This is a genomic window from Eikenella sp. NML120348, from assembly GCF_001648435.1.
Taxonomy (GTDB): Bacteria; Pseudomonadota; Gammaproteobacteria; order Burkholderiales; family Neisseriaceae; genus Eikenella; species Eikenella exigua.
In genome coordinates this window covers 561,091-580,579 of the sequence record NZ_LXSP01000001.1, presented here as the reverse complement: position 1 = coordinate 580,579, position 19,489 = coordinate 561,091, and the positions used below count along the sequence as shown (strand labels likewise).

The 19,489-nt window shown below is 55.7% G+C and carries 17 protein-coding genes and 2 pseudogenes; 10 read left to right on the top strand and 9 right to left on the bottom strand.

Going from position 1 to position 19,489, the window contains the following annotated elements; translation table 11 throughout:
- Window positions 1-172: 172 nt before the first annotated feature.
- A complete protein-coding gene (gene mgtE, locus A7P99_RS02745; RefSeq protein WP_067447170.1) occupies window positions 173-1,594 on the bottom strand; it encodes a magnesium transporter in 1,422 nt (473 codons plus the stop codon).
- A 414-nt stretch (window positions 1,595-2,008) separates the two neighbouring features.
- Between mgtE and A7P99_RS02740 the strand changes: the two are divergent.
- The 7 genes and pseudogenes from A7P99_RS02740 (at window position 2,009) to A7P99_RS02720 (ending at window position 7,313) form a co-directional block, all read left to right on the top strand.
- Window positions 2,009-2,402, top strand: a pseudogene (locus tag A7P99_RS02740) (NADH-quinone oxidoreductase subunit A).
- A pseudogene (locus A7P99_RS09565) lies at window positions 2,403-2,514 on the top strand (NADH-quinone oxidoreductase subunit B); the annotation flags it as partial.
- Between the two features lie 31 nt (window positions 2,515-2,545).
- Entirely contained in the window at window positions 2,546-2,623 is a 78-nt protein-coding gene (locus tag A7P99_RS09560; protein ID WP_369799378.1) for a hypothetical protein, read from the top strand.
- A gap of 69 nt (window positions 2,624-2,692) precedes the next feature.
- Complete coding sequence (locus A7P99_RS10380; protein WP_231863705.1) at window positions 2,693-2,851, top strand: DUF2818 family protein; 159 nt, start codon at window positions 2,693-2,695, stop codon at window positions 2,849-2,851.
- Window positions 2,852-2,943: 92 nt separating this feature from the next.
- Window positions 2,944-4,269: a tRNA (N6-isopentenyl adenosine(37)-C2)-methylthiotransferase MiaB gene (gene miaB, locus A7P99_RS02730; RefSeq protein WP_067527870.1), complete on the top strand. Its 1,326-nt coding sequence runs from the start codon at window positions 2,944-2,946 to the stop codon at window positions 4,267-4,269.
- A 138-nt stretch (window positions 4,270-4,407) separates the two neighbouring features.
- Window positions 4,408-5,898, top strand: coding sequence for a subtype B tannase (locus A7P99_RS02725; protein ID WP_067527868.1), 1,491 nt, complete (start codon window positions 4,408-4,410; stop codon window positions 5,896-5,898).
- 77 nt (window positions 5,899-5,975) lie between these two features.
- Window positions 5,976-7,313: an NCS2 family permease gene (locus A7P99_RS02720; protein ID WP_067527866.1), complete on the top strand. Its 1,338-nt coding sequence runs from the start codon at window positions 5,976-5,978 to the stop codon at window positions 7,311-7,313.
- 386 nt (window positions 7,314-7,699) lie between these two features.
- Here the strand turns inward: A7P99_RS02720 and A7P99_RS02715 are convergent, their stop codons facing one another.
- From A7P99_RS02715 to ruvA, 5 genes are all read right to left on the bottom strand, one after another.
- The gene (locus A7P99_RS02715) at window positions 7,700-8,065 is read right to left on the bottom strand and encodes a hypothetical protein (protein WP_067447160.1); all 366 of its coding nucleotides are present in this window, start codon (window positions 8,063-8,065) and stop codon (window positions 7,700-7,702) included.
- Between the two features lie 141 nt (window positions 8,066-8,206).
- Entirely contained in the window at window positions 8,207-8,494 is a 288-nt protein-coding gene (locus A7P99_RS02710; RefSeq protein ID WP_067447157.1) for a hypothetical protein, read from the bottom strand.
- Between the two features lie 296 nt (window positions 8,495-8,790).
- Complete coding sequence (locus A7P99_RS02705) at window positions 8,791-10,200, bottom strand: leucyl aminopeptidase (RefSeq protein ID WP_067527863.1); 1,410 nt, start codon at window positions 10,198-10,200, stop codon at window positions 8,791-8,793.
- Between the two features lie 77 nt (window positions 10,201-10,277).
- The gene (nadD, locus tag A7P99_RS02700; RefSeq protein WP_067447153.1) at window positions 10,278-10,892 is read right to left on the bottom strand and encodes a nicotinate (nicotinamide) nucleotide adenylyltransferase; all 615 of its coding nucleotides are present in this window, start codon (window positions 10,890-10,892) and stop codon (window positions 10,278-10,280) included.
- 167 nt (window positions 10,893-11,059) lie between these two features.
- Complete coding sequence (ruvA, locus tag A7P99_RS02695; RefSeq protein ID WP_067447151.1) at window positions 11,060-11,641, bottom strand: Holliday junction branch migration protein RuvA; 582 nt, start codon at window positions 11,639-11,641, stop codon at window positions 11,060-11,062.
- Window positions 11,642-11,738: 97 nt separating this feature from the next.
- Here ruvA and A7P99_RS02690 point away from each other — a divergent pair, with 97 nt between their 5' ends.
- Window positions 11,739-12,218, top strand: coding sequence for a NemA protein (locus A7P99_RS02690; RefSeq protein WP_082880657.1), 480 nt, complete (start codon window positions 11,739-11,741; stop codon window positions 12,216-12,218).
- Window positions 12,219-12,330: 112 nt separating this feature from the next.
- Window positions 12,331-14,172 carry a glutamine--fructose-6-phosphate transaminase (isomerizing) gene (gene glmS / locus A7P99_RS02685; RefSeq protein WP_067686433.1) on the top strand — a complete coding sequence of 614 codons (1,842 nt, stop codon included), beginning with the start codon at window positions 12,331-12,333 and terminating at the stop codon, window positions 14,170-14,172.
- Window positions 14,173-14,610: 438 nt separating this feature from the next.
- Here the strand turns inward: glmS and asd are convergent, their stop codons facing one another.
- Window positions 14,611-15,729 carry an aspartate-semialdehyde dehydrogenase gene (gene asd / locus A7P99_RS02680; protein ID WP_067686430.1) on the bottom strand — a complete coding sequence of 373 codons (1,119 nt, stop codon included), beginning with the start codon at window positions 15,727-15,729 and terminating at the stop codon, window positions 14,611-14,613.
- Window positions 15,730-15,925: 196 nt separating this feature from the next.
- Between asd and gap the strand changes: the two genes are divergently transcribed.
- The gene (gap, locus tag A7P99_RS02675; protein ID WP_067447143.1) at window positions 15,926-16,954 is read left to right on the top strand and encodes a type I glyceraldehyde-3-phosphate dehydrogenase; all 1,029 of its coding nucleotides are present in this window, start codon (window positions 15,926-15,928) and stop codon (window positions 16,952-16,954) included.
- A gap of 285 nt (window positions 16,955-17,239) precedes the next feature.
- Here the strand turns inward: gap and A7P99_RS02670 are convergent, their stop codons facing one another.
- A complete protein-coding gene (locus tag A7P99_RS02670; RefSeq protein WP_067686429.1) occupies window positions 17,240-17,719 on the bottom strand; it encodes a peptidylprolyl isomerase in 480 nt (159 codons plus the stop codon).
- Window positions 17,720-18,257: 538 nt separating this feature from the next.
- Entirely contained in the window at window positions 18,258-19,484 is a 1,227-nt protein-coding gene (locus tag A7P99_RS02665; RefSeq protein WP_067527859.1) for an aspartate kinase, read from the bottom strand.
- Between the last annotated feature and the right edge of the window lie 5 nt (window positions 19,485-19,489).

Here is a 19,489-nt window from a genome sequence, read left to right as displayed (position 1 = left end):
ATACTTATTTCTTCATGCCTTGTTGGCTCGTTTAGCCGTACTACTTAGTACTGCCTACGGACCACCGCCTTGTATGAAACATCATTGTTGCAGCTATAAGTTTTCTGCCGCTCAATTTTTCAGGTAGCCTTTGTGTAGTAGGAAAAGGCTACCTGAAAATTTGAACCTGGTGTTAAAGCAAAAAGATTGTAGCCAGCCCGAGGAAAATCAGGAAGCCGCCGGAGTCGGTAACGGCGGTAATCAGTACCGAGCTGCCTAGTGCCGGATCACGGCCGAGTTTATCCATGATCACCGGAATCAGCACGCCCACGGTGGCGGCGAGCAGCAGGTTTAGCGTCATGGCGGCTACCATCACCAGGCCGATGCCGATGTTTTTATACAGCAGCCAGGCCACCACGCCCATCACGCCGCCCCAAATCACGCCGTTGATCAGTGCCACCCCCACTTCTTTGCGCAGCAGATGCAGCGCCTGGCTACCTGAAAGCTGTCCCATGGCCATGGCACGCACAATCATGGTGATGGTTTGGTTGCCGGAGTTACCGCCGATACCGGCCACAATCGGCATTAGCGCGGCCAGGGCGACAATTTGGGCAATGCTGCCTTCGAATGCGCCAATCACACGACTGGCGAGGAAGGCAGTGCAGAGGTTGATGGCCAGCCATATCCAGCGGTTTTTCACGGAATCAAGCACGGGAGCGAACAGGTCTTCGTCTTCCTGCAAACCGGCCATGTTCAACATATCGGCTTCGGTTTCTTCACGAATCACGTCCACCATTTCGTCCACGGTCAGGCGGCCGATGAGTTTGCCATCGGCATCGGTCACGGGCGCGGTTACCAAGTCGTAACGCTCAAACGCCTGTGCGGCTTCTTCGGTATTGTCTTCAGGGCGGAAGCGCACAATATCGCGCGCCATGATGTGCTCGACGATTTCGTCGGGGTCGGCCACGAGGAGCTTGCGGATGGGCAGCACGCCTTGCAGTACGTCGTTTTCGTCGACCACGAAGATTTTGTCGGTGTGGTCGGGCAGGCTCTCGAAGCGGCGTAGGTAGCGCATCACCACTTCGCAGGTAACATCGGCGCGGATGCTCACCAACTCGAAGTCCATGATAGCGCCCACTTGGTCGTCGGCAAACGACATGGAGGCCTGTACTTTGGCGCGTTCGTCTTCATCCAATGATTGCAGGGCTTCGGCCACGACTTGGCGCGGCAGATCGTCGGCCAGCTCGGCCAAGTCGTCCACGTCCATGTCTTCCACGGCAGCCAGGATTTCCTGCCGCTCCATGTTTTCAATCAGAGATTCGCGGACGGCATCAGATACTTCAAGCAGAATAGTGCCGTCGCTCTCCGGTTCAACCAGTTTCCACACTAACAGGCGCGATTGCAGCGGCAGTGATTCGAGTACGGCGGCAATATCGGCTGGATGCAGCTCGTGCAGAATTTCGATGAGCTCGGCCAGGCAGCTGTTGAGATAGGGATTATCCAGCACGCTTTCGGGCCGGATGGTGTTGGACACCGGCAGCAGGGCATCGGCCAGTTCGTGAATACGGCCGGTGTCGATCTGCGGTTGTTCGGAAGAGGGCAGTAGGGTAGGCATGCGCACTCCTTACCGTGCATCACGGTAATGGCGCACGGGAGAAATCAGGAAGAATAAATAAGGGAAAACAAAATCGGATGGGAACCGGAAGGATCCATAAGTTTGGCGCCCCAATCTGGCATCAATAGCAAACCAGCGTATTCTACACGTTTTTGCACTGAGGCGACAAACTGCTTTCAGGTAGCCTGCGGCAGGGAAATCATGCGCTATATCCATACATTTTATATGGCCAAACTTATGACATTGATTTAAATCAAAACTGTATGGAGGGCAAAGGGTTTTTGCTTGCGTTATTCTAATATAAAAAATCATTATCATCATATACTATATTAGTAACATTATACTTTTTATCCTACTTACTTTGAATGTGGTAAGAATTTAGTTCTAATATGAGATGGTTTTACCTGCATTTTTATGTATATTTCAGAGTGCAATCTATGTCGGCTAACTATTTTTCCGTACTTATCTTTAATTTTAGTTGGTCTGATTGCTGGCGTGCCATGTATCCTGCTGGGCACCAGGCGCCACCATGCTGAAAAAGACCAGCCGTTTGAATGCGGCTTTGAGGAGTTTGAAAATGTGCGCATGAAGTTTGATGTGCGTTATTGCTTGATGGCGATTTTGTTCATCCTGTTCGATTTGGAAGCGGAATTTATGATTCCATGGGCAGAGGTGTTCAAAGATTTGTTGGCGCAGTTGAGGAAGTTTGCCTTCTGGTCGATGTTTGTCTTCATCGCCGTGCTCGGCGTAGGCTTTGTGTATGAATGGAAAAAAAGGAGCACTGGAATGGGAGCAGAATGCATTCTGAATTAAAGGGTTCATAATCCCCAGTGGGGATACTGTGCTCAACTATGTGTGCATTGGTTCGCTGTGGCCGGTAACCTCCGGCTTGGCTTGCTGCGGTGGAGATGACACACGCCGTACAGCATCGTCTTCGAAAATCATCCCGACTTGTGCCACATCCTTGCCAACTACGGCTTCGTTGGCCACTCCTTCTGCAAAGGCTTCTCTATTTCCGGTTATGTCTAAATGCGTTTCGATTAAATCGAAAGACGCGTTATGCACTAAAAACATTCTAAACCGACATTGGGCAGGGCGATGACTGCGGCCATGTATCTGCTGTTGCTGGTGGCCTTGGTGTGTGCCAACCTGCCGTTTGTTATGCAGCGCTGGTTTGGCCTCAAAAGGCTACCTGAACTTCTTCGATTTGGCAGGAGTTCAGGTAGCCTTAAATCATACTACATCATTTTGTTTTAACTCCGCCTTTTCATCCCACGGCGTACTGCGTATAATGCCGCCTCCGCAAATCATCAGCCCCGCAATTACGGGACACCAAAGAAGAACAAACCATGAAAAAAGTTTATATTCGCACCTTCGGCTGCCAAATGAACGAATACGACAGCGACAAAATGCTTGCTGTTCTCGCCGAAGAACACGGCGGCATCGAGCAGGTTGCCGAGCCGGACAACGCCGACATCATTCTGTTTAACACCTGCTCCGTGCGCGAAAAAGCGCAGGAAAAAGTGTTTTCCGACCTCGGCCGCATCAAACCCATCAAACAGAAAAATCCCAATGTGATCATCGGTGTGGCAGGCTGCGTCGCCTCGCAGGAAGGCGCAGCAATTATCGAGCGCGCGCCTTATGTGGACGTGGTATTCGGCCCGCAAACCCTACACCGCCTGCCCCAAATGATTGTGGATAAAGAAACCACCGGCCATTCGCAGGTGGATATATCGTTCCCAGAAATCGAAAAATTCGACCACTTGCCGCCTGCCCGCTTGGACGGTGGCAGCGCGTTTATCTCCATCATGGAAGGCTGCTCCAAATATTGCAGCTTCTGCGTGGTGCCCTATACGCGCGGCGAAGAATTCTCCCGCCCGCTTAACGACGTGCTGACCGAAATTGCCGGTCTGGCGCAGCAAGGTGTGAAAGAAATCAACTTGTTGGGGCAGAACGTGAACGCTTATCGCGGCGAAATGGACAACGGTGAAATCTGCGACTTTGCCACCTTGCTGCGCATCGTCCATGAAATTCCCGGCATCGAACGCCTGCGCTTCACCACCAGCCACCCGCGCGAATTTTCCGATGCCATCATCGAATGCTACCGCGACCTGCCCAAGCTGGTGTCGCACCTGCACTTGCCGATTCAGAGCGGCTCCGACCGCGTATTGAGTGCGATGAAGCGTGGCTACACCGCCTTGGAATATAAATCCATCATCCGTAAACTGCGTGCCATCCGTCCCGATTTATGCCTGAGCAGCGACTTCATCGTCGGCTTCCCCGGCGAAACCGAGCGCGAGTTCGAGCAAACACTGAAGCTGGTGAAAGACATCGCCTTCGATTTGAGCTTCGTGTTTATTTACAGCCCGCGCCCCGGCACGCCCGCGGCCAACCTGCCCGACGACACGCCGCACGAAGAAAAAGTGCGCCGCTTGGAAGCGCTGAACGAAGTGATTGAAGCGGAAACGGCGCGCATCAACCAAATCATGCTCGGCACAGTGCAGCGCTGTTTGGTGGAAGGCATCTCCAAAAAAGATCCCGACCAGCTCCAAGCCCGCACGGCGAATAACCGCGTGGTGAACTTTACCGGCGATGTGTCGCTCATCAATCAAATGGTAGAGATCGAAATCACCGAAGCCTTCACTTTCTCGTTACGCGGCGAGTTGGTGGAGTAAGCAATAGGCTACCTGAAAAACGCATCCATAGATTTTAGTTTCATAGAAACCCGTCATCTTTCGGAGACTCGTTTTCAGGTAGCCTGTTAGCATTTTAGGCGTACAATCACGCTTTTCGAGCATGTAGAAAGGGATGACATGATGAAATTCAAACCCACCCTGTTGGTCGGTATCTTAGCGTTGGCTTGCGGCAGCGGCATGGCACAAACCGTGCAGGCCGGCCAAGTACATAGCCTCGATTTCCGTACTCAAACCTACACCCGCCAAAGCACCGTAGTGAACGGCCAAACCGTGGCTTATCGTGCTTATGAAAATATCGTGTATGTGGCTAATCCGGCCGACAGTGCTTATCAAACCATCAATATCTACATCCCCGAAGCCTATTTCAACGGTGGCAGCATCAACGGCTACACCGCGCAAACCGCGCCCATTTTCCTGCCCAACCAAATCGGCGGCTATATGCCGGCCAAAGCCGGTGTGCCGGGGAAGGGTGGTTTCGGCTCAAGCAAAGAAGGGCAAGGTGACGCCATGCAGGCTGCTTTGGCTAGAGGCTATGTAGTGGCCTCGCCTGGCGCGCGCGGCCGCACCGCCGCCACCGGCAAAGCACCCGCTGCCATTGTCGATTTGAAAGCAGCCGTGCGTTACCTGCGGTTTAACGATGCGGTGATGGCAGGTGATGCTGAAAAAATCATCTCTAATGGCACCAGCGCGGGCGGTGCTTTATCTGTGTTGCTCGGTGCCAGCGGTAATCAAGCCGACTACGAGCCCTATCTGCAACAGCTTGGTGCCGCTCCGGCCAAAGACCATATTTTCGCCGTTTCCGCCTATTGCCCGATTTCCATTTTAGATCATGCTGATGCTGCCTATGAATGGCAGTTTAATGGTGTGAATGACTACCAAAAAATGGATATTTCGATGATCGATTACCATGTTGAACGCAAATTGGTAAACGGTACGCTCACCAACGAGCAAATCCAAATTTCAGGTAGCCTTAAAGCCCAATTCCCAGCCTATGTGAACAGTCTGCGCCTGCGTGATCCGCAAGGCCGGGTACTGCTGTTAGACGCGCAGGGAAACGGCAGCTTTAAAAACTATGTTGCCTCCTTCCTGCGCCGCTCCGCCCAAAGCCAGCTAGATGCAGGTAAAGACTTGAGCAGCCGCAACTGGCTCACTATCCGCAACGGCAAAGTGAGTGCCGTGGACTTTGCCGCCTATGCCCGCGCCGCCGGCCGCCAGAAAACCCCGCCTGCTTTCGATGCGTTGGATTTGAGCAGCGGCGAAAACCAACTGTTCGGCACCGCCACCACCGACAAACAGCACTTCACCGCCTTCTCCTACCAACACCGTGCCAATGCGCAAGCCACCTTGGCCGACCCGCAGACGGTGAAGCTGATGAACCCGATGCACTACATTAGCCGCCACACCGCACCACAGCATTGGCGTATCCGCGTTGGCACGGCCGATAGCGATACCTCGCTGGCCATAGCCGCCATCCTCACCGCCAAGCTGCAAAACAGCGGCAAACGGGTGGACTTCGCATTGCCGTGGGACGTACCGCACAGCGGCGATTACGACTTAGACGAGCTGTTTGATTGGATGGATAAAACCGTACGCCAGCCGCGCGGCTAACCACTGAGGCTACCTGAAAGATACTGAGCGTAGTAGAACCGTAACGAACAACTTTTCCCAACCCAATCCGAAACATCATGCAATCCTTTCTAGACCGTTATTTCAAACTTTCCGAAAACAAAACCACCATCCGCACCGAACTGATGGCGGGGCTCACCACCTTCCTCACCATGTGCTACATCATCGTGGTGAATCCGCACACCTTGTCACAGGCGGGGATGGATTTCGGTGCGGTGTTCGTGGCCACTTGCATTTCCGCCGCCATCGGCTGCCTGATTATGGGCGCGCTGGCCAATTATCCGATTGCGCTGGCGCCCGGTATGGGGCTGAATGCCTATTTCACCTTCAGCGTGGTCAAAGGCATGGGCGTGCCGTGGCAGGTGGCGCTGGCGGCGGTGTTTGTGTCCGGTATCATCTTTATTTTGTTCAGCTTTTTGAAAGTGCGCGAAATGCTGGTGAACGCGCTGCCGATGAGCCTGAAAATGGCGATTGCCGCCGGCATCGGCCTGTTTTTGGCGCTGATTGCGCTTAAAGGTTCGGGCGTGGTGGTGGGCAATGAGGCCACGCTGGTGCACATGGGCGAATTCCGCTTGCCGGTGGAAGGGCAGCCGGGCGTGTATACGCCGAACTGGCCGATGCTCTTGGCGTTGCTGGGCTTTTTCATCATCGTGGTGCTGGATTATTTCCGTGTGCGCGGTGCCATTATCATCGGCATTTTGGGCGTTACCCTGCTGGCTATGCCGCTGGGGCTTACCCGCTTCGAGCGTGTGGTGTCGGCCATTCCCAGCGTGGCGCCCACCTTTATGCAGATGGATTTCAACCATCTGTTTTCAGGTAGCCTGATTGCGGTGATTTTCGTATTTTTCCTGGTGGATTTGTTCGACAGCACCGGCACGCTGGTGGGCGTGGCGCACCGTGCCGGCCTGTTGGAAAACGGCAAGCTGCCGCGCTTGAAAAAAGCCCTGTTTGCCGATTCCGTGGCCATCGTGGCTGGGGCGGCGCTGGGCACTTCCTCTACCACGCCTTATGTGGAAAGCGCCTCCGGCGTGGCTGCAGGCGGTCGTACCGGGCTCACTGCCGTTACCGTGGGCGTGCTGATGCTCGCCTGCCTGTGGTTTTCACCACTAGCTGAAGCTGTGCCCGCCTTCGCCACCGCGCCGGCACTGTTGTATATCGGCATCCACATGATGCGCTCGGCCACCGAAATCGACTGGCACGACATGACTGAAGCCGCCCCCGCTTTCCTTACCATGGTGTTTATGCCGTTTTCCTATTCGATTGCCGACGGCATCGCCATGGGCTTCATCAGCTATGCCTTGGTGAAACTGTGCTGCGGCCGATCCCACGACGTGCCGCCGATGGTGTGGGGCGTGGCCGTGCTGTGGGCATTGAAATTCTGGTTCTTGGGCGCATAAGGCAGGTTTGAATATTGGAGAGAAAAGGCTACTTGAAAAATTTCAGGTAGCCTTTTTGTATGTGTGGCAGAAATGAGAATGCAGGGGCGCTGCTGGTGGGTTTGCGCCCGTTTGGGGTGCGTTGGCTTGAAATGGCTGATGAAAAGTTTGCGGTTCAGGATAGAAAGACTACCTGAAAACATTTTGCCAATAGTCAAGAAGCTACCTGAAAGATCTAGCTTGGTTGAAGCTATGCTTTCAGGTAGCCTGTTTTTATAGCCTTGTATAGCCAATCAACTTAACTTCCAATACCGCGTTGGCTCACCTTGCCGTACTAGCTGTACTGCCTGCAGCTCGCCGCCTTGTATCGATTGTCATTTAATTGGCTATAGCTACATCTGTCTGAATCAATCATAACGGCGGCACTGAATATCCGAATCCGTGCAGAAAATCGCATTTTGCTCAGCCTGGCAGGCGCGGCGGACTTGGGCGCGGGCAAGGCCTTCATTGTGGCTGGTGGCCTCATAGGTTTTGCGGAACGGGGTAACGCTGCACACATAAGCAGTATTGCGGCCTGCCCGGTGTTCAATGATGACTTCGCGCACGCCGCTGTTGCGGGCAGACTGATTGCGCTCCAGCACGGCGATACGCGCTTCCAAACTGGCAATGCGCCGCTCTAGCGTGCTAATACGCGCAGCATCATCGGCCGGTGCGGCATAGAGCGCAGTGGGCAGGGCGGAGAGGGCAAGTAGGAGGGGAAGTAGTTTTTTCATGAAAATCCTTGAGTTGTGAAGGGAATTATATTTCAGGTAGCCTTTCGGGATGGGATACTACCTGAAAAATGGAAAATAAAACAGAGTGGGTGTAAATAAATGAGCTTAGTGTTTTCCTGGCATGGGAGAATTGAAGCCACCCTACCGGTTTGGGCAACGCTTCAGTTTGGTAGGCGGCGGCAGGGGGCATTGTGTCATTTCTTTGCCGGTTTGGTCGTCGATTTGGGTTTGAAGCATGGTGTCGGTGTCAAGGCTGTCGATGTGCGGAGTGATGGTTTTGGCCTGGTGATCACTATCGAGGATGATGGCGATGCGGTGCTCTATGTTGCGGAGCTCAGGATCGTTGCCGATGGCTTGGCGGATGGCAGCATCGTGCTGCGGGCGGGCATAGCTGCTATTCCAGATGAAGGTTGGGGTGTCGTTGGACAATTAGGTGCCGTTGTCGCTTTGCCGGGAACCGAAGTTGAGGCCTTAGCGGCGGAAGGTATAGTCGCCGATGCAGCCGGCGTGGTGGTTGAGGCGTAGGGTGAGACTGTCGGTAACGGTAGCGTAGATGTCGGGGTATTCAGTGATGCAGCGCCAGTGGCCGCCGAGTTGGGCTTCGTTGATAGGTGCAGCATGGGCGGCACTGAGGGTGGCAGTGAGGATAAGGTTGGTTTGGTGGGAGTTAGGTTTCAGGTAGCCTGCCTCTGGCCACAGGCTACCTGAAATTTATGGCTACTGCCTTACACGCTGGCTAGGTTGCAGAGGTATTGCCATAAAAGCGGCACGGGGCGGCCGGTGGCACCTTTTTCTTTGCCGGATTTCCAGGCGGTGCCGGCGATGTCGAGGTGCGCCCAGGTTTGTTCTTTGGTGAAGTGGGCGAGGAAGGCGGCGGCGGTGAGGGTGCCGGCGGGGCGGCCGCCGATATTTTGCAGGTCGGCAAAGTTGGATTTGAGCTGCTCACTGTATTCTTCAAACAAGGGTAACTGCCAGGCTTTATCGCCACTTTGGCGGGCAGCTGCGAGCAGGCTGTCGGCCAGTTCCTGATTGTTGGCCACCAGGCCGCTGGCGGCGCTGCCCAGCGCGATGACGCAGGCGCCGGTGAGGGTGGCCACGTCGATGAGGGCGGCGGGCTTGAATTGGGCGGCGTAGGTGAGGGCGTCGCACAGGATCAGACGGCCTTCGGCGTCGGTGTTGAGGACTTCGATGGTGGTGCCGTCCATGGCGGTTACGATGTCGCCGGGTTTGTTGGCAGCGGCATCGGGCATGTTTTCGCAGGCGGGGGCAACGGCGATGAGGTTGATGGGCAGTTTGGCGCGGGCGGCGGCAATGAAGGTGCCAATCACGCTGGCGGCGCCGCACATATCGAATTTCATTTCGTCCATTTCGGCACCGGGCTTGAGGGAAATGCCGCCGCTGTCGAAGGTTACGCCTTTGCCCACCAGCACGACGGGCGCGGCGTTTTTATCGGGCGCACCGAAATAGGAAAGCTCGATTAAGCGCGGCTCTTGGGCACTGCCTTTGGCTACCGACCAGAACGAGCCCATGTGTTCGCGGATGTAGTCGGCGCCGAGGATTTTGGCAGACGCACCGGCGGCTTGGGCTTCGGCGCGGGCGGTATCGGCCAAATAGGTGGGCGTACAGATGTTGCCGGCGGTGTTGCCGAGGTCTTTGCACAGATTGATGCCGTGCAGCAGGGCTTGGGCGCAGCCGAGCGCATCTTGGGCGGATTGGTCGGCCGCGGGGGCGTAGAAATCGGCTTGTTGCAAGGCGGCGGGTTTAGCGGTTTTTTTGAAGCGGTCGAAGCGGTACACGGCTTCGCCCAGCGCGGTAGTGAGCACATTGAGAGCATCGGCCAATTCGGCGGCGGAGAAGGCGCTCAAGTCGATGGCGAGCGCAGGCTGTTTCTGTGCCCAACCGGCGGCATGGCGGAAGGCTTTGGCCAGCGTGTCGCGCTCTGTGTTGTCGAGCTTGAGCACGGCGGTGTCGGCAAAGCCGCCGTTAACGGGAATGCGGGCGGCAGCGAAAGGTTCACTTTCGGTAAGCGTGCCGTAGAGCAGGGCGGCGGTTTCATCGGCCGGGGCGGCGGTGCACAAATACAGACGGGTGGCTTGGTCGGCGGGCAGGGTGGTGGAATGGAGATGGAATTGCATGTTGATCCTTGAATCTTGAGTAGGGTGGAAAACGGGTGGCATTTTATCGCTTGACGCGGGGAAAAGGCTACCTGAAGTTATACGCCGGTATGGCAATACAGTTGGTGTTGCCGGATGTAGCCGAGTACGGCGGGTGGGATGTCGGGGCTGGTGTGTTCGGTGGCGAGCTGTTGGCGGATTTGGCTGGAGCTGATGGGCAGCGGCTCGGCTTGCAGGATGTGTAGGCGGCCTTGAGGCAGGGCTTCGGCTAGCCAACTTTGGAGTGGGGCGGGAGCTTGGGTGAGGTTGCTGCCGGGGCGGGGGGCAGCAGCGATGCGGCATTGGCGCACGAGGTTTTGCCAACGGTGCCAGGTGTGCAGTTGCAGCAGGCTGTCCATGCCGATGAGCAGCCATAGCTCGGCGGCGGGGAAGTGTTGGCGGAAGATTTGCACGGTGTCGTGGGTGTAGGTGGCGCCCTGGCGGACGATATCGCAGTCGCTCACGGCGAGGCGGGAATCGGCTTGGGCGGCGATTTCGGCCATGGCGAGGCGGTGGTGGGCGGTGGTGCGGGGGATGGTTTTGTGGTAGGGGTCGCCAGCGGGCAGGAGGATGACGCTTTCTAAATCCAGCTCGTCGGCAAAGCTGCGGGCGATGTGCAGGTGGCCGTTGTGGATGGGGTCGAAGGTGCCGCCGAAGAGGCCGATGCGGGGCATGGTGGGGGTTCCTTTGCGCTGGGTTTCAGGTAGCCTTTGGGTGGGCGGCGCCAATTAGCTTAACTTTGTGCTGCGGCATTGGCTCGCTTTGCTTGGGCTGTGTGTTGATTTGCCATAAAGGGGCTACCTGAAAATGGTTCGATAAATTTCAGGTAGCCTTTATCTGTTTATTTCAGCAGGTTTTTCAGGGCTAAACGCACGCCTTCGCCCACTTCGGTGTCGGGCGGGATACCTTTGGCAGCGGCACGGGCTTCTTTTTCGTTGTAGCCCAGGGCGAGCAGGGTGCTGACGATGTCTTCGCTGCTATCGCCTGCTTGGGCGGCGGGCTGGGCTTGGGCACTGCCGGAGGCGGTGAGTTTGCCGCGCAGTTCGAGCACCATGCGTTCGGCGGTTTTCTTGCCGATGCCGGGGGCGGAGGAGAGGCGTTTGATGTCTTCGGCGGCGATTGCGGCAGCGAGTTCGTCGGCATTCATGGCAGAAAGAATGCCGAGCGCGGTTTTGGCGCCGATGCCGCTCACTTTGATGAGCTGGCGGAAGGTGTTGCGTTCGCTGTGGCTGCCGAAGCCGAAGAGAAGGTGGGCATCTTCGCGCACGATGAGCTGGGTGTAGAGCGAGACGGTTTCGCCCACGGGGGGCAGGGTGTAGAAGGTTTGCATGGAAACGTCGGCTTCGTAGGCGACGCCGTTTACGTCGATAACGACTTGCGGGGGGATGGCTTCGATGAGTTTGCCGGTGAGCTTGCTGATCATGGGATGAGGTTACCTGAAAAATGGGAAGAGGAGCATTATATCGGTTTATTCAAACGGGTTATAATCGGGCATTGATTTTGATTGGGTTTAAGGGGGAATGATGATGAAAAAACGGAATTTTGCGGCTGCCGCCTGCGTTGCGCTGTTAGCCGGCTGTTCGGGCAGCAATGTGCTGCTGGGTTTGGGCTTTGCCGGCCGCCATCTTGGCTTGGGCACGGGCTTGAGTATTCCGGTGGGCAGCCGGAATAATGGCAGCAATGTGCAGGATTTGGGTGGTTTGCGCATTATTGAGGAGCAGGTGGTAACGTATTTCGATACGCAGGGCAAGGCGGTGCCAAACGAAGTGAAGGGCGGCTACTACCGCCAGCTGCTGAGCCGCCAGAGCAGGGGTTATTTGGTGCAGGATTTTTACGAGAGCGGGCAGAAGCGCAGCGATGCCATGCTGCTCACCCGCGAGAGCCTGTATGATTTCCGCGCCCATCCGCAAAACGGGGTGCTCACCACTTATGCCATCAACGGCAATATTTTATATCAGCAGAATTTTAGAAACGGTAAGATGGTGTCGGCTTCGTATTAAAACAAGCAATATTGGAGAATCGGGCTGCCTGGATGGCGGCCTGGTTTGCTATAATCTGCCCGATTTTTTGCCGCTTCGGCGGCTGGCAACCAAATAATAGAAGGGCTTTGCAATGTGCGGTATTGTGGGCGCGGTGCGCGCCAAGCAAAATGTGGTGGATTTTCTCACCGACGGCCTGAAGCGGCTGGAGTATCGGGGCTATGATTCTTCCGGTATTGCGGTGGGCACGGAGCAGGGCGTGATCGAGCGCGTGCGCCGCGTGGGCCGCGTGCAGCAGATGGAAGACGCAGCCAAGGCAGCCGGCCTGTGCGGCCACATCGGCATCGGCCACACCCGCTGGGCTACCCACGGCGGCGTAACCGAGCCCAATGCGCATCCGCATATTTCAGGTAGCCTGATTGCGGTGGTGCACAACGGCATCATCGAAAACTTCGAGGAAGAGCGCACCCGCCTGCAAGGCTTAGGCTATGTGTTTGAATCGCAAACCGATACGGAAGTGATTGCTCACAGCGTGCACCACGAATACACCGCCAACGGGCACCGGCTGTTTGCCGCCGTGCAGGCTGCCTGTGCGCGTTTTCACGGCGCGTATGCGATTGCCGTGATGGCGCAGGACAAATCGGCGGAATTGGTGGTGGCACGCATGGGCTGCCCGCTCTTGGTGGCCTTGGGCGAGGGCGAAACCTTTGCCGCATCAGACGTTTCTGCCGTAGTGGCCTTCACGCGCCGTATCGTGTATCTGCAAGACGGCGATATTGCCGAATTGGGCAGCGAAGGCATCCGCCGCCTTGTCGACCGCAGCGGGCAGGAGGCCAAACGCGAAGTGCGTGTGTCCGAGCTGTCGCTTACCTCGCTGGAGCTGGGCCCTTACAGCCACTTCATGCAGAAGGAAATTCACGAGCAGCCCAAGGCGATTGCCGACACCGCCGAAGTATTCCTCGGCGGCGGCTTCGAGCCGGAAAACTTCGGTGCCAAAGCGCGGGAAGTGTTCGAACACATCCGCAGCATCAAAATCTTGGCCTGCGGCACTTCCTACTACGCCGCGCTCACCGCCAAATACTGGCTGGAAACCATCGGCAGAGTGCCCACCGATGTGGAAATCGCCAGCGAATACCGCTACCGCGACGTGATTGCCAGCCCCGACCAACTGGTGGTTACCGTATCCCAATCCGGCGAAACGCTGGATACCATGGAAGCCTTGAAATACGCGCAATCGCTGGGGCAGAAGCACAGCTTGTCCGTGTGCAACGTGATGGAATCGGCCCTGCCGCGCGAGAGCGAACTGGTGCTCTACACCCGCGCCGGCGTGGAAATCGGCGTGGCCTCCACCAAGGCCTTTACCACCCAGCTGGTGGTATTGTTCGGGCTGGCGGTTACCCTAGGCAAAATGCGCGGCCATGTATCCGAGCAGCAGGCGCAGTCTTATATGGAAGAGTTGCGCCAGCTGCCCGGCAGCATCCAGCATGCGCTCAACCTCGAGCCGCAGATTGCCGCTTGGGCGCACAAATTCGCCGAGAAAAACAGCGCCCTGTTTTTAGGGCGCGGCATCCACTACCCAGTGGCCTTGGAAGGTGCGCTGAAACTCAAAGAAATCACTTATATCCATGCTGAAGCCTACCCCGCCGGCGAGCTCAAACACGGTCCCTTGGCGCTGGTGGATGCGAATATGCTCGTGGTGGTGATTGCGCCGAACGACAGCCTGCTGGACAAAGTGAAATCCAATATGCAGGAAGTGGGTGCGCGCGGCGGCGAGCTGTTTGTGTTTACCGATTTGGACAGTAACTTCCAGCCCAGCCCCAATGTGCACATCATCCGCACCCCGCGCCATGTGGGTGTGCTCTCGCCGATTGTGCACACCATCCCCGTGCAGCTTCTGGCCTACCACGCCGCCTTGGTGCGCGGCACGGATGTGGACAAACCGCGCAATTTGGCTAAATCAGTAACGGTGGAATAGTGCCGCTGGAATGATAAAAGGCTACCTGAAAGTTTTGGGCTTTCAGGTAGCCTTTGGTTTGAGGGGTAGATACGGGGTATCGCGGATTAAGGTTAAATCCGGATAAGGCGGTGAGCCGCAGGTAATACAGCTAATACGGTAAGGTGAGCCAATGTATCTAACAGGCCGTGTTGCATGGAGGTGTGAGGCTGGGTAGTTCGTTGGGTAGCAGGCTGATGCTGCAGCAAAATGTTTGTGTTAGTGCGTAGTGAAATGACGAACAGCGGCTGACCAGGCTGGAAATTTAGGTTTCGTGAGGCGGAATATGGAGAGTGTTAGGCTAGCAAATCGGGGGGAGGAGGATCGATTTGTTGTGATCGAAATGGCTGGCAGTAACGAAACAGGCTACCTGAAAATTTTCAGGTAGCCTGTGTTTGTCGGATTGAGGCTAAGACACCATCAATCTAAATTGCCCAATACGATGCGCAGGATACGACGGATAGGTTCGGCTGCGCCCCAGAGCAGTTGGTCGCCCACGGTGAAGGCGCTGATGTATTCGCCGCCCATGGCGAGCTTTCGGATGCGGCCTACGGGCACGGTGAGCGTGCCGGTAACGGCGGCGGGGGTGAGCTCGTGCATGCTGGCTTCTTTGGTGTTGGGTACGACTTTCACCCAATCGTTGGCACCGGCGAGCAGGCTTTCGATTTCGGATACGGGCAGATTTTGTTTCAGCTTCAGGGTGATGGCCTGGCTGTGGCAGCGCATGGCGCCGATGCGTACGCACAGGCCTTCCACGATGGTGGGGCGGCTGCCGCCGAGGATTTTGTTGGTTTCAACGTCGCCTTTCCATTCTTCTTTGGATTGGCCGTTGCCCAGGTCTACGTCGATCCACGGAATCAGACTGCCGGCCAGCGGCACGCCGAAGTTGGCTTTGGGGTAGTCGGGCGAGCGCAGGAAGTCGGATACTTTGCGGTCGATATCGAGGATGGCGCTGGCGGGGTCGGCCAGTTCGGCAGCTACTTTGCTGTGGATGGTGCCCATGCCGCTGATGAGTTCGCGCATATTTTTGGCACCTGCGCCGGAGGCGGCTTGGTAGGTCATGCTGGAAGCCCATTCCACCAGGCCGTTTTGGAACAAGCCGCCCAGGGCCATCAGCATCAGGGAAACGGTGCAGTTGCCGCCGATGTAGTTTTTCACGCCGTTTTGCAGGGCGGCGTCGATTACGTTGCGGTTTACCGGGTCGAGCACGATTACGGCATCGTCATTCATGCGCAGGGCGGAGGCGGCGTCGATCCAGTAGCCGTTCCAGCCGGATTCGCGCAGTTGGGGATACACGGATTTGGTGTAGTCGCCGCCTTGGCAGGTAACGATGATGTCCATTTTGGCCAGTTCGGCGGGGTTGTTGGCATCAAGCAGGGTTTTGGTGGCCTGGCCGAAATCGGGGGCATTGCCGCCTACGTTGGAGGTGGTGAAGAAATAGGCTTTGGGGATGTGGGCGAAATCGTTTTCTTCGCGTATACGCTGCATCAAAACCGAGCCGACCATGCCGCGCCAGCCGACAAATCCTACTTTTTGCATAACTGCTCCTTGACGGTAAAGAAGTGTGAATGAAATGATACTGCCTTTTTAACCCTGCGGCGGGGAAAAGTAAAGGGGGGTAGAACAGCGAGGGGTGGGTTTTCACCAGCAAAGCCGCTATAATACGATCCGTTATTTTGTGTCTGCCCGGGCTGTTTGGCGCGGGGTTTTCTTAGAACCTACGAAAGGTGTAAATATGAGTTTGAAGATTGCCATCAACGGCTATGGCCGCATCGGCCGCCAAGTGTTGCGCGCTATTTACGAATACGGCTTGCGCGACCAGTTTGAAGTCGTCGCCATCAATACCGGTGGCGATTTACAAACCAACGTTCACCTGACCAAATTCGATACAGTGTACGGCCGCTTTGCCGCCGAGGTGTCGCACAACGAAACCCATTTGATTGTGAACGGCGACAAAATCCGCTTCTTGTCTCAGCGTGATCCGGCCGATCTGCCGTGGAAAGAGTTGGGTGTGGATTTGGTGTTGGAGTGTACCGGTGCCTTTACCAGCAAAGAGAAAAGCTCGGCACACATCAAAGCTGGTGCGAAAAAAGTGCTGATTTCTGCGCCTGGCGGTGATGATGTAGACGCCACCATCGTATACGGTGTGAACCACCAAGTACTCACACCCGGGATGACCGTTGTATCCAATGCTTCCTGCACTACCAACTGCCTGGCACCCGTGGCCAAAGTGCTGGCCGATGGCATGGGCATTGCCAAAGGCTTGATGACCACCATCCACGCTTTTACCAACGACCAAGTGCTCACCGACGTGTGCCACAAAGACCTGCGTCGCGCCCGCAGCGCAGTGGAAAACATGATTCCTACCAAAACCGGCGCTGCCAAAGCCGTGGGCTTGGTGCTGCCCGAGCTCAAAGGCAAGCTCGACGGCTTCGCCGTGCGCGTGCCCACCATCAATGTTTCGCTGGTGGATTTAACCTTTGAAGCCGGCCGCGATACCAGCGTGGAAGAAATCAACGCACTAGTGAAAGCCGCCAGTGAGGGCGATCTGAAAGGCGTGCTGGGCTACAACACCCTGCCGCTGGTATCTTCCGACTTCAACCACACCACCCAGGCTTCTGTATTTGACAGCACGCTGACTAAAGTTTCCAACGGCAATATGGTGAAAGTGTTGTCTTGGTATGACAACGAATGGGGCTTCTCTTGCCAGATGTTGAACACCGCCCGCGCGATGTTCGGGATGCCGGTGCGCCCGTTTGAGTAATGCTTGTTTGTGATGTGAAAGGCTACCTGAAAGGTTTCAGGTAGCCTTTTGTGTGGTGTGTTGGTTATCGGTCGGCTTTGCTATGCCGATATTTTGTTTGGCTTGCTTCAGGTAGCCCAAAAGATTTCAGGTTACCTGAAAGTGCGGTTTCAACGAAGTTAAAACGAAGTACAGCGGAGTTTCTGCGAAGCTAAAGTTTACGGCCTCCAACTTTGAAAGAAAAAACAGGCGGGCTGCCTATTGTGGCAACTTGTGGCAACCCGCCTGTTTGTACGAATACGGTAGTTAGTGGTGATGGCTGTGTGTACCATGGGCATGGCCGTGGGCGAGTTCTTCGGCGGTAGCGGGGCGGATTTCGGCTACTTTGCCTTTAAAACGCAGTTTCATGCCGGCCAGCGAGTGGTTGCCATCCACCACGGCTTTGCCGTCAGCGATGTCGGTTACGCGGTAAACCAGGGTGTCGCCGGTTTCGGGGTCGTCGGCTTCAAACATCATGCCCACTTCCACTTCCACGGGGAAGACGTTGAGCGGCTCAAGGCGCACCAATTCGGGGTCTTGCTCGCCGAATGCATCATCGGGGGAAAGGGTTACGTCCACTTCTTCACCCACGGTCTTGCCGTGCAACGCTTCTTCCACCAGCGGGAAAATGCCGTCGTAACCGCCATGCAGGTAGGCGATGGGCTCTTCTGTTTTGTCGATTAGCTGGTTGTTGGCATCAAACATTTCGTAATGCAGAGTTACTACGGTGTCTTTTTCGATGTTCATGGCAAGTCTTTCCTGCTTGGGGACGGTTAGGAAAATACTATTTTACTGCATTGCAAGGTTTAGACAATGTGGCAGTAGCTTGGGCGTGGTAGGAGGAAATTTGCCGACACTCTGTTTGTTTGTATACGCAGTGGTGAAGCGGTTGAGGTTAAATGGCGGAGGTAGCCTAGGTGTAGCGGGTTGCAGTTTAGTTGAGGGGGTGTTGTTTTCTGTTGATTTATTTTAGGTTTTGTTGTGTTTGGGTAGGTTGGCTGGCGGTGTGTGGAAACAACGGAAGGGTTTTCAGGTAGCCTTTGTGGCGACGGGGATAGAGTGGTTTGTGAATATGGATAGTTTACAAAAAGATAAAATTTTTTTACTCGGAATACGGGCTAGGGCGGATAAATAAAAGGTCGGCATAGCAACGCCAACTTACTCTTGCCACGTTTTAGTTGTGTTTTCAGGTAGCCTCTCCTCCTAAAGGCTACCTGAAAATGAAAATTTGGTTTTTACAATGTAAAAAAATACCCTGTGCCGGAGGGGCTGCGGGGTAGGGCGGTTATTGCTGACGGTCGAGGCCGAAGGCTTTGTGCAGCACGCGGGTGGCGAGTTCGAGGTATTTTTCGTCGATCAACACGGAAACTTTGATTTCGGAAGTGGAAATAAGTTGGATATTGATGTTTTCCTCGGCCAGGGTGCGGAATATTGTGGCGGCCACATCGCTGTGCGAGCGCATGCCGATGCCGACGATGGAAACTTTGCACACGGTGTCGTCGCCGTGGATATCGGATGCGCCAACACTTTCCCGCACACTTTGCAAAAGCTCGAGCGTGTGGCGGTAGTCACCGCGCGATATGGTGAAGGAAAAATCGGTGGTGCCTTCTTCACCGGCGTTTTGGATAATCATGTCCACTTCAATATTGGCGGCGGAAATTGTGTCCAAAATCTGATAGGCGATACCAGGCTTGTCGGGAACGCCGCGCACGTTGATGCGGGCTTGGTTTTTGTCGAATGCGATACCGGATACAATGGCTTTTTCCATGTTGGGGTCTTCCTCGTAAGTAATCAGGGTGCCTTCGCCGCCATCGGTGAGGCTGCTCAATACGCGCAGGCGCACTTTGTATTTGCCGGCAAATTCTACCGAGCGGATTTGCAGCACTTTGCTGCCCAGGCTCGCCAATTCGAGCATTTCTTCAAATGATACGGTGTTCATGCGCCGCGCTTCGGGCACCACGCGCGGGTCGGTGGTGTAAACGCCGTCCACATCGGTGTAGATTTGGCATTCGTCCGCTTTGAGTGCGGCGGCCAGTGCCACGGCAGAAGTATCGGAGCCGCCGCGCCCCAGCGTGGTGATGTTGCCCTCGGCATCTACGCCTTGGAAGCCGGCCACAATCACCACCTTGCCTGCCGCCAAATCGGCACGCATTTTGCTGTCGTCGATGTATTCGATGCGGGCTTTGGTGTGAGAATTATCGGTTTGCACCAACACCTGCCAGCCGGTGTAGCTCTTGGCCGGAATGCCGATGTCCATCAACGCCATGGCCAAAAGGCCGATGGTTACCTGCTCGCCGGTGGCCAACACCACATCCATTTCGCGTGGGTCGGGAAACTCCTGGATTTCGTGTGCCAACGCCACCAGGCGGTTGGTTTCGCCGCTCATGGCGGACACCACCACAACCACATCGTGCCCTTCGGCACGGGCACGGGCAATGCGTTTGGCCACATTCTTAATGCGATCGGGGCTTCCTACTGAAGTCCCGCCATATTTCTGTACCAATAAAGCCATTTGCT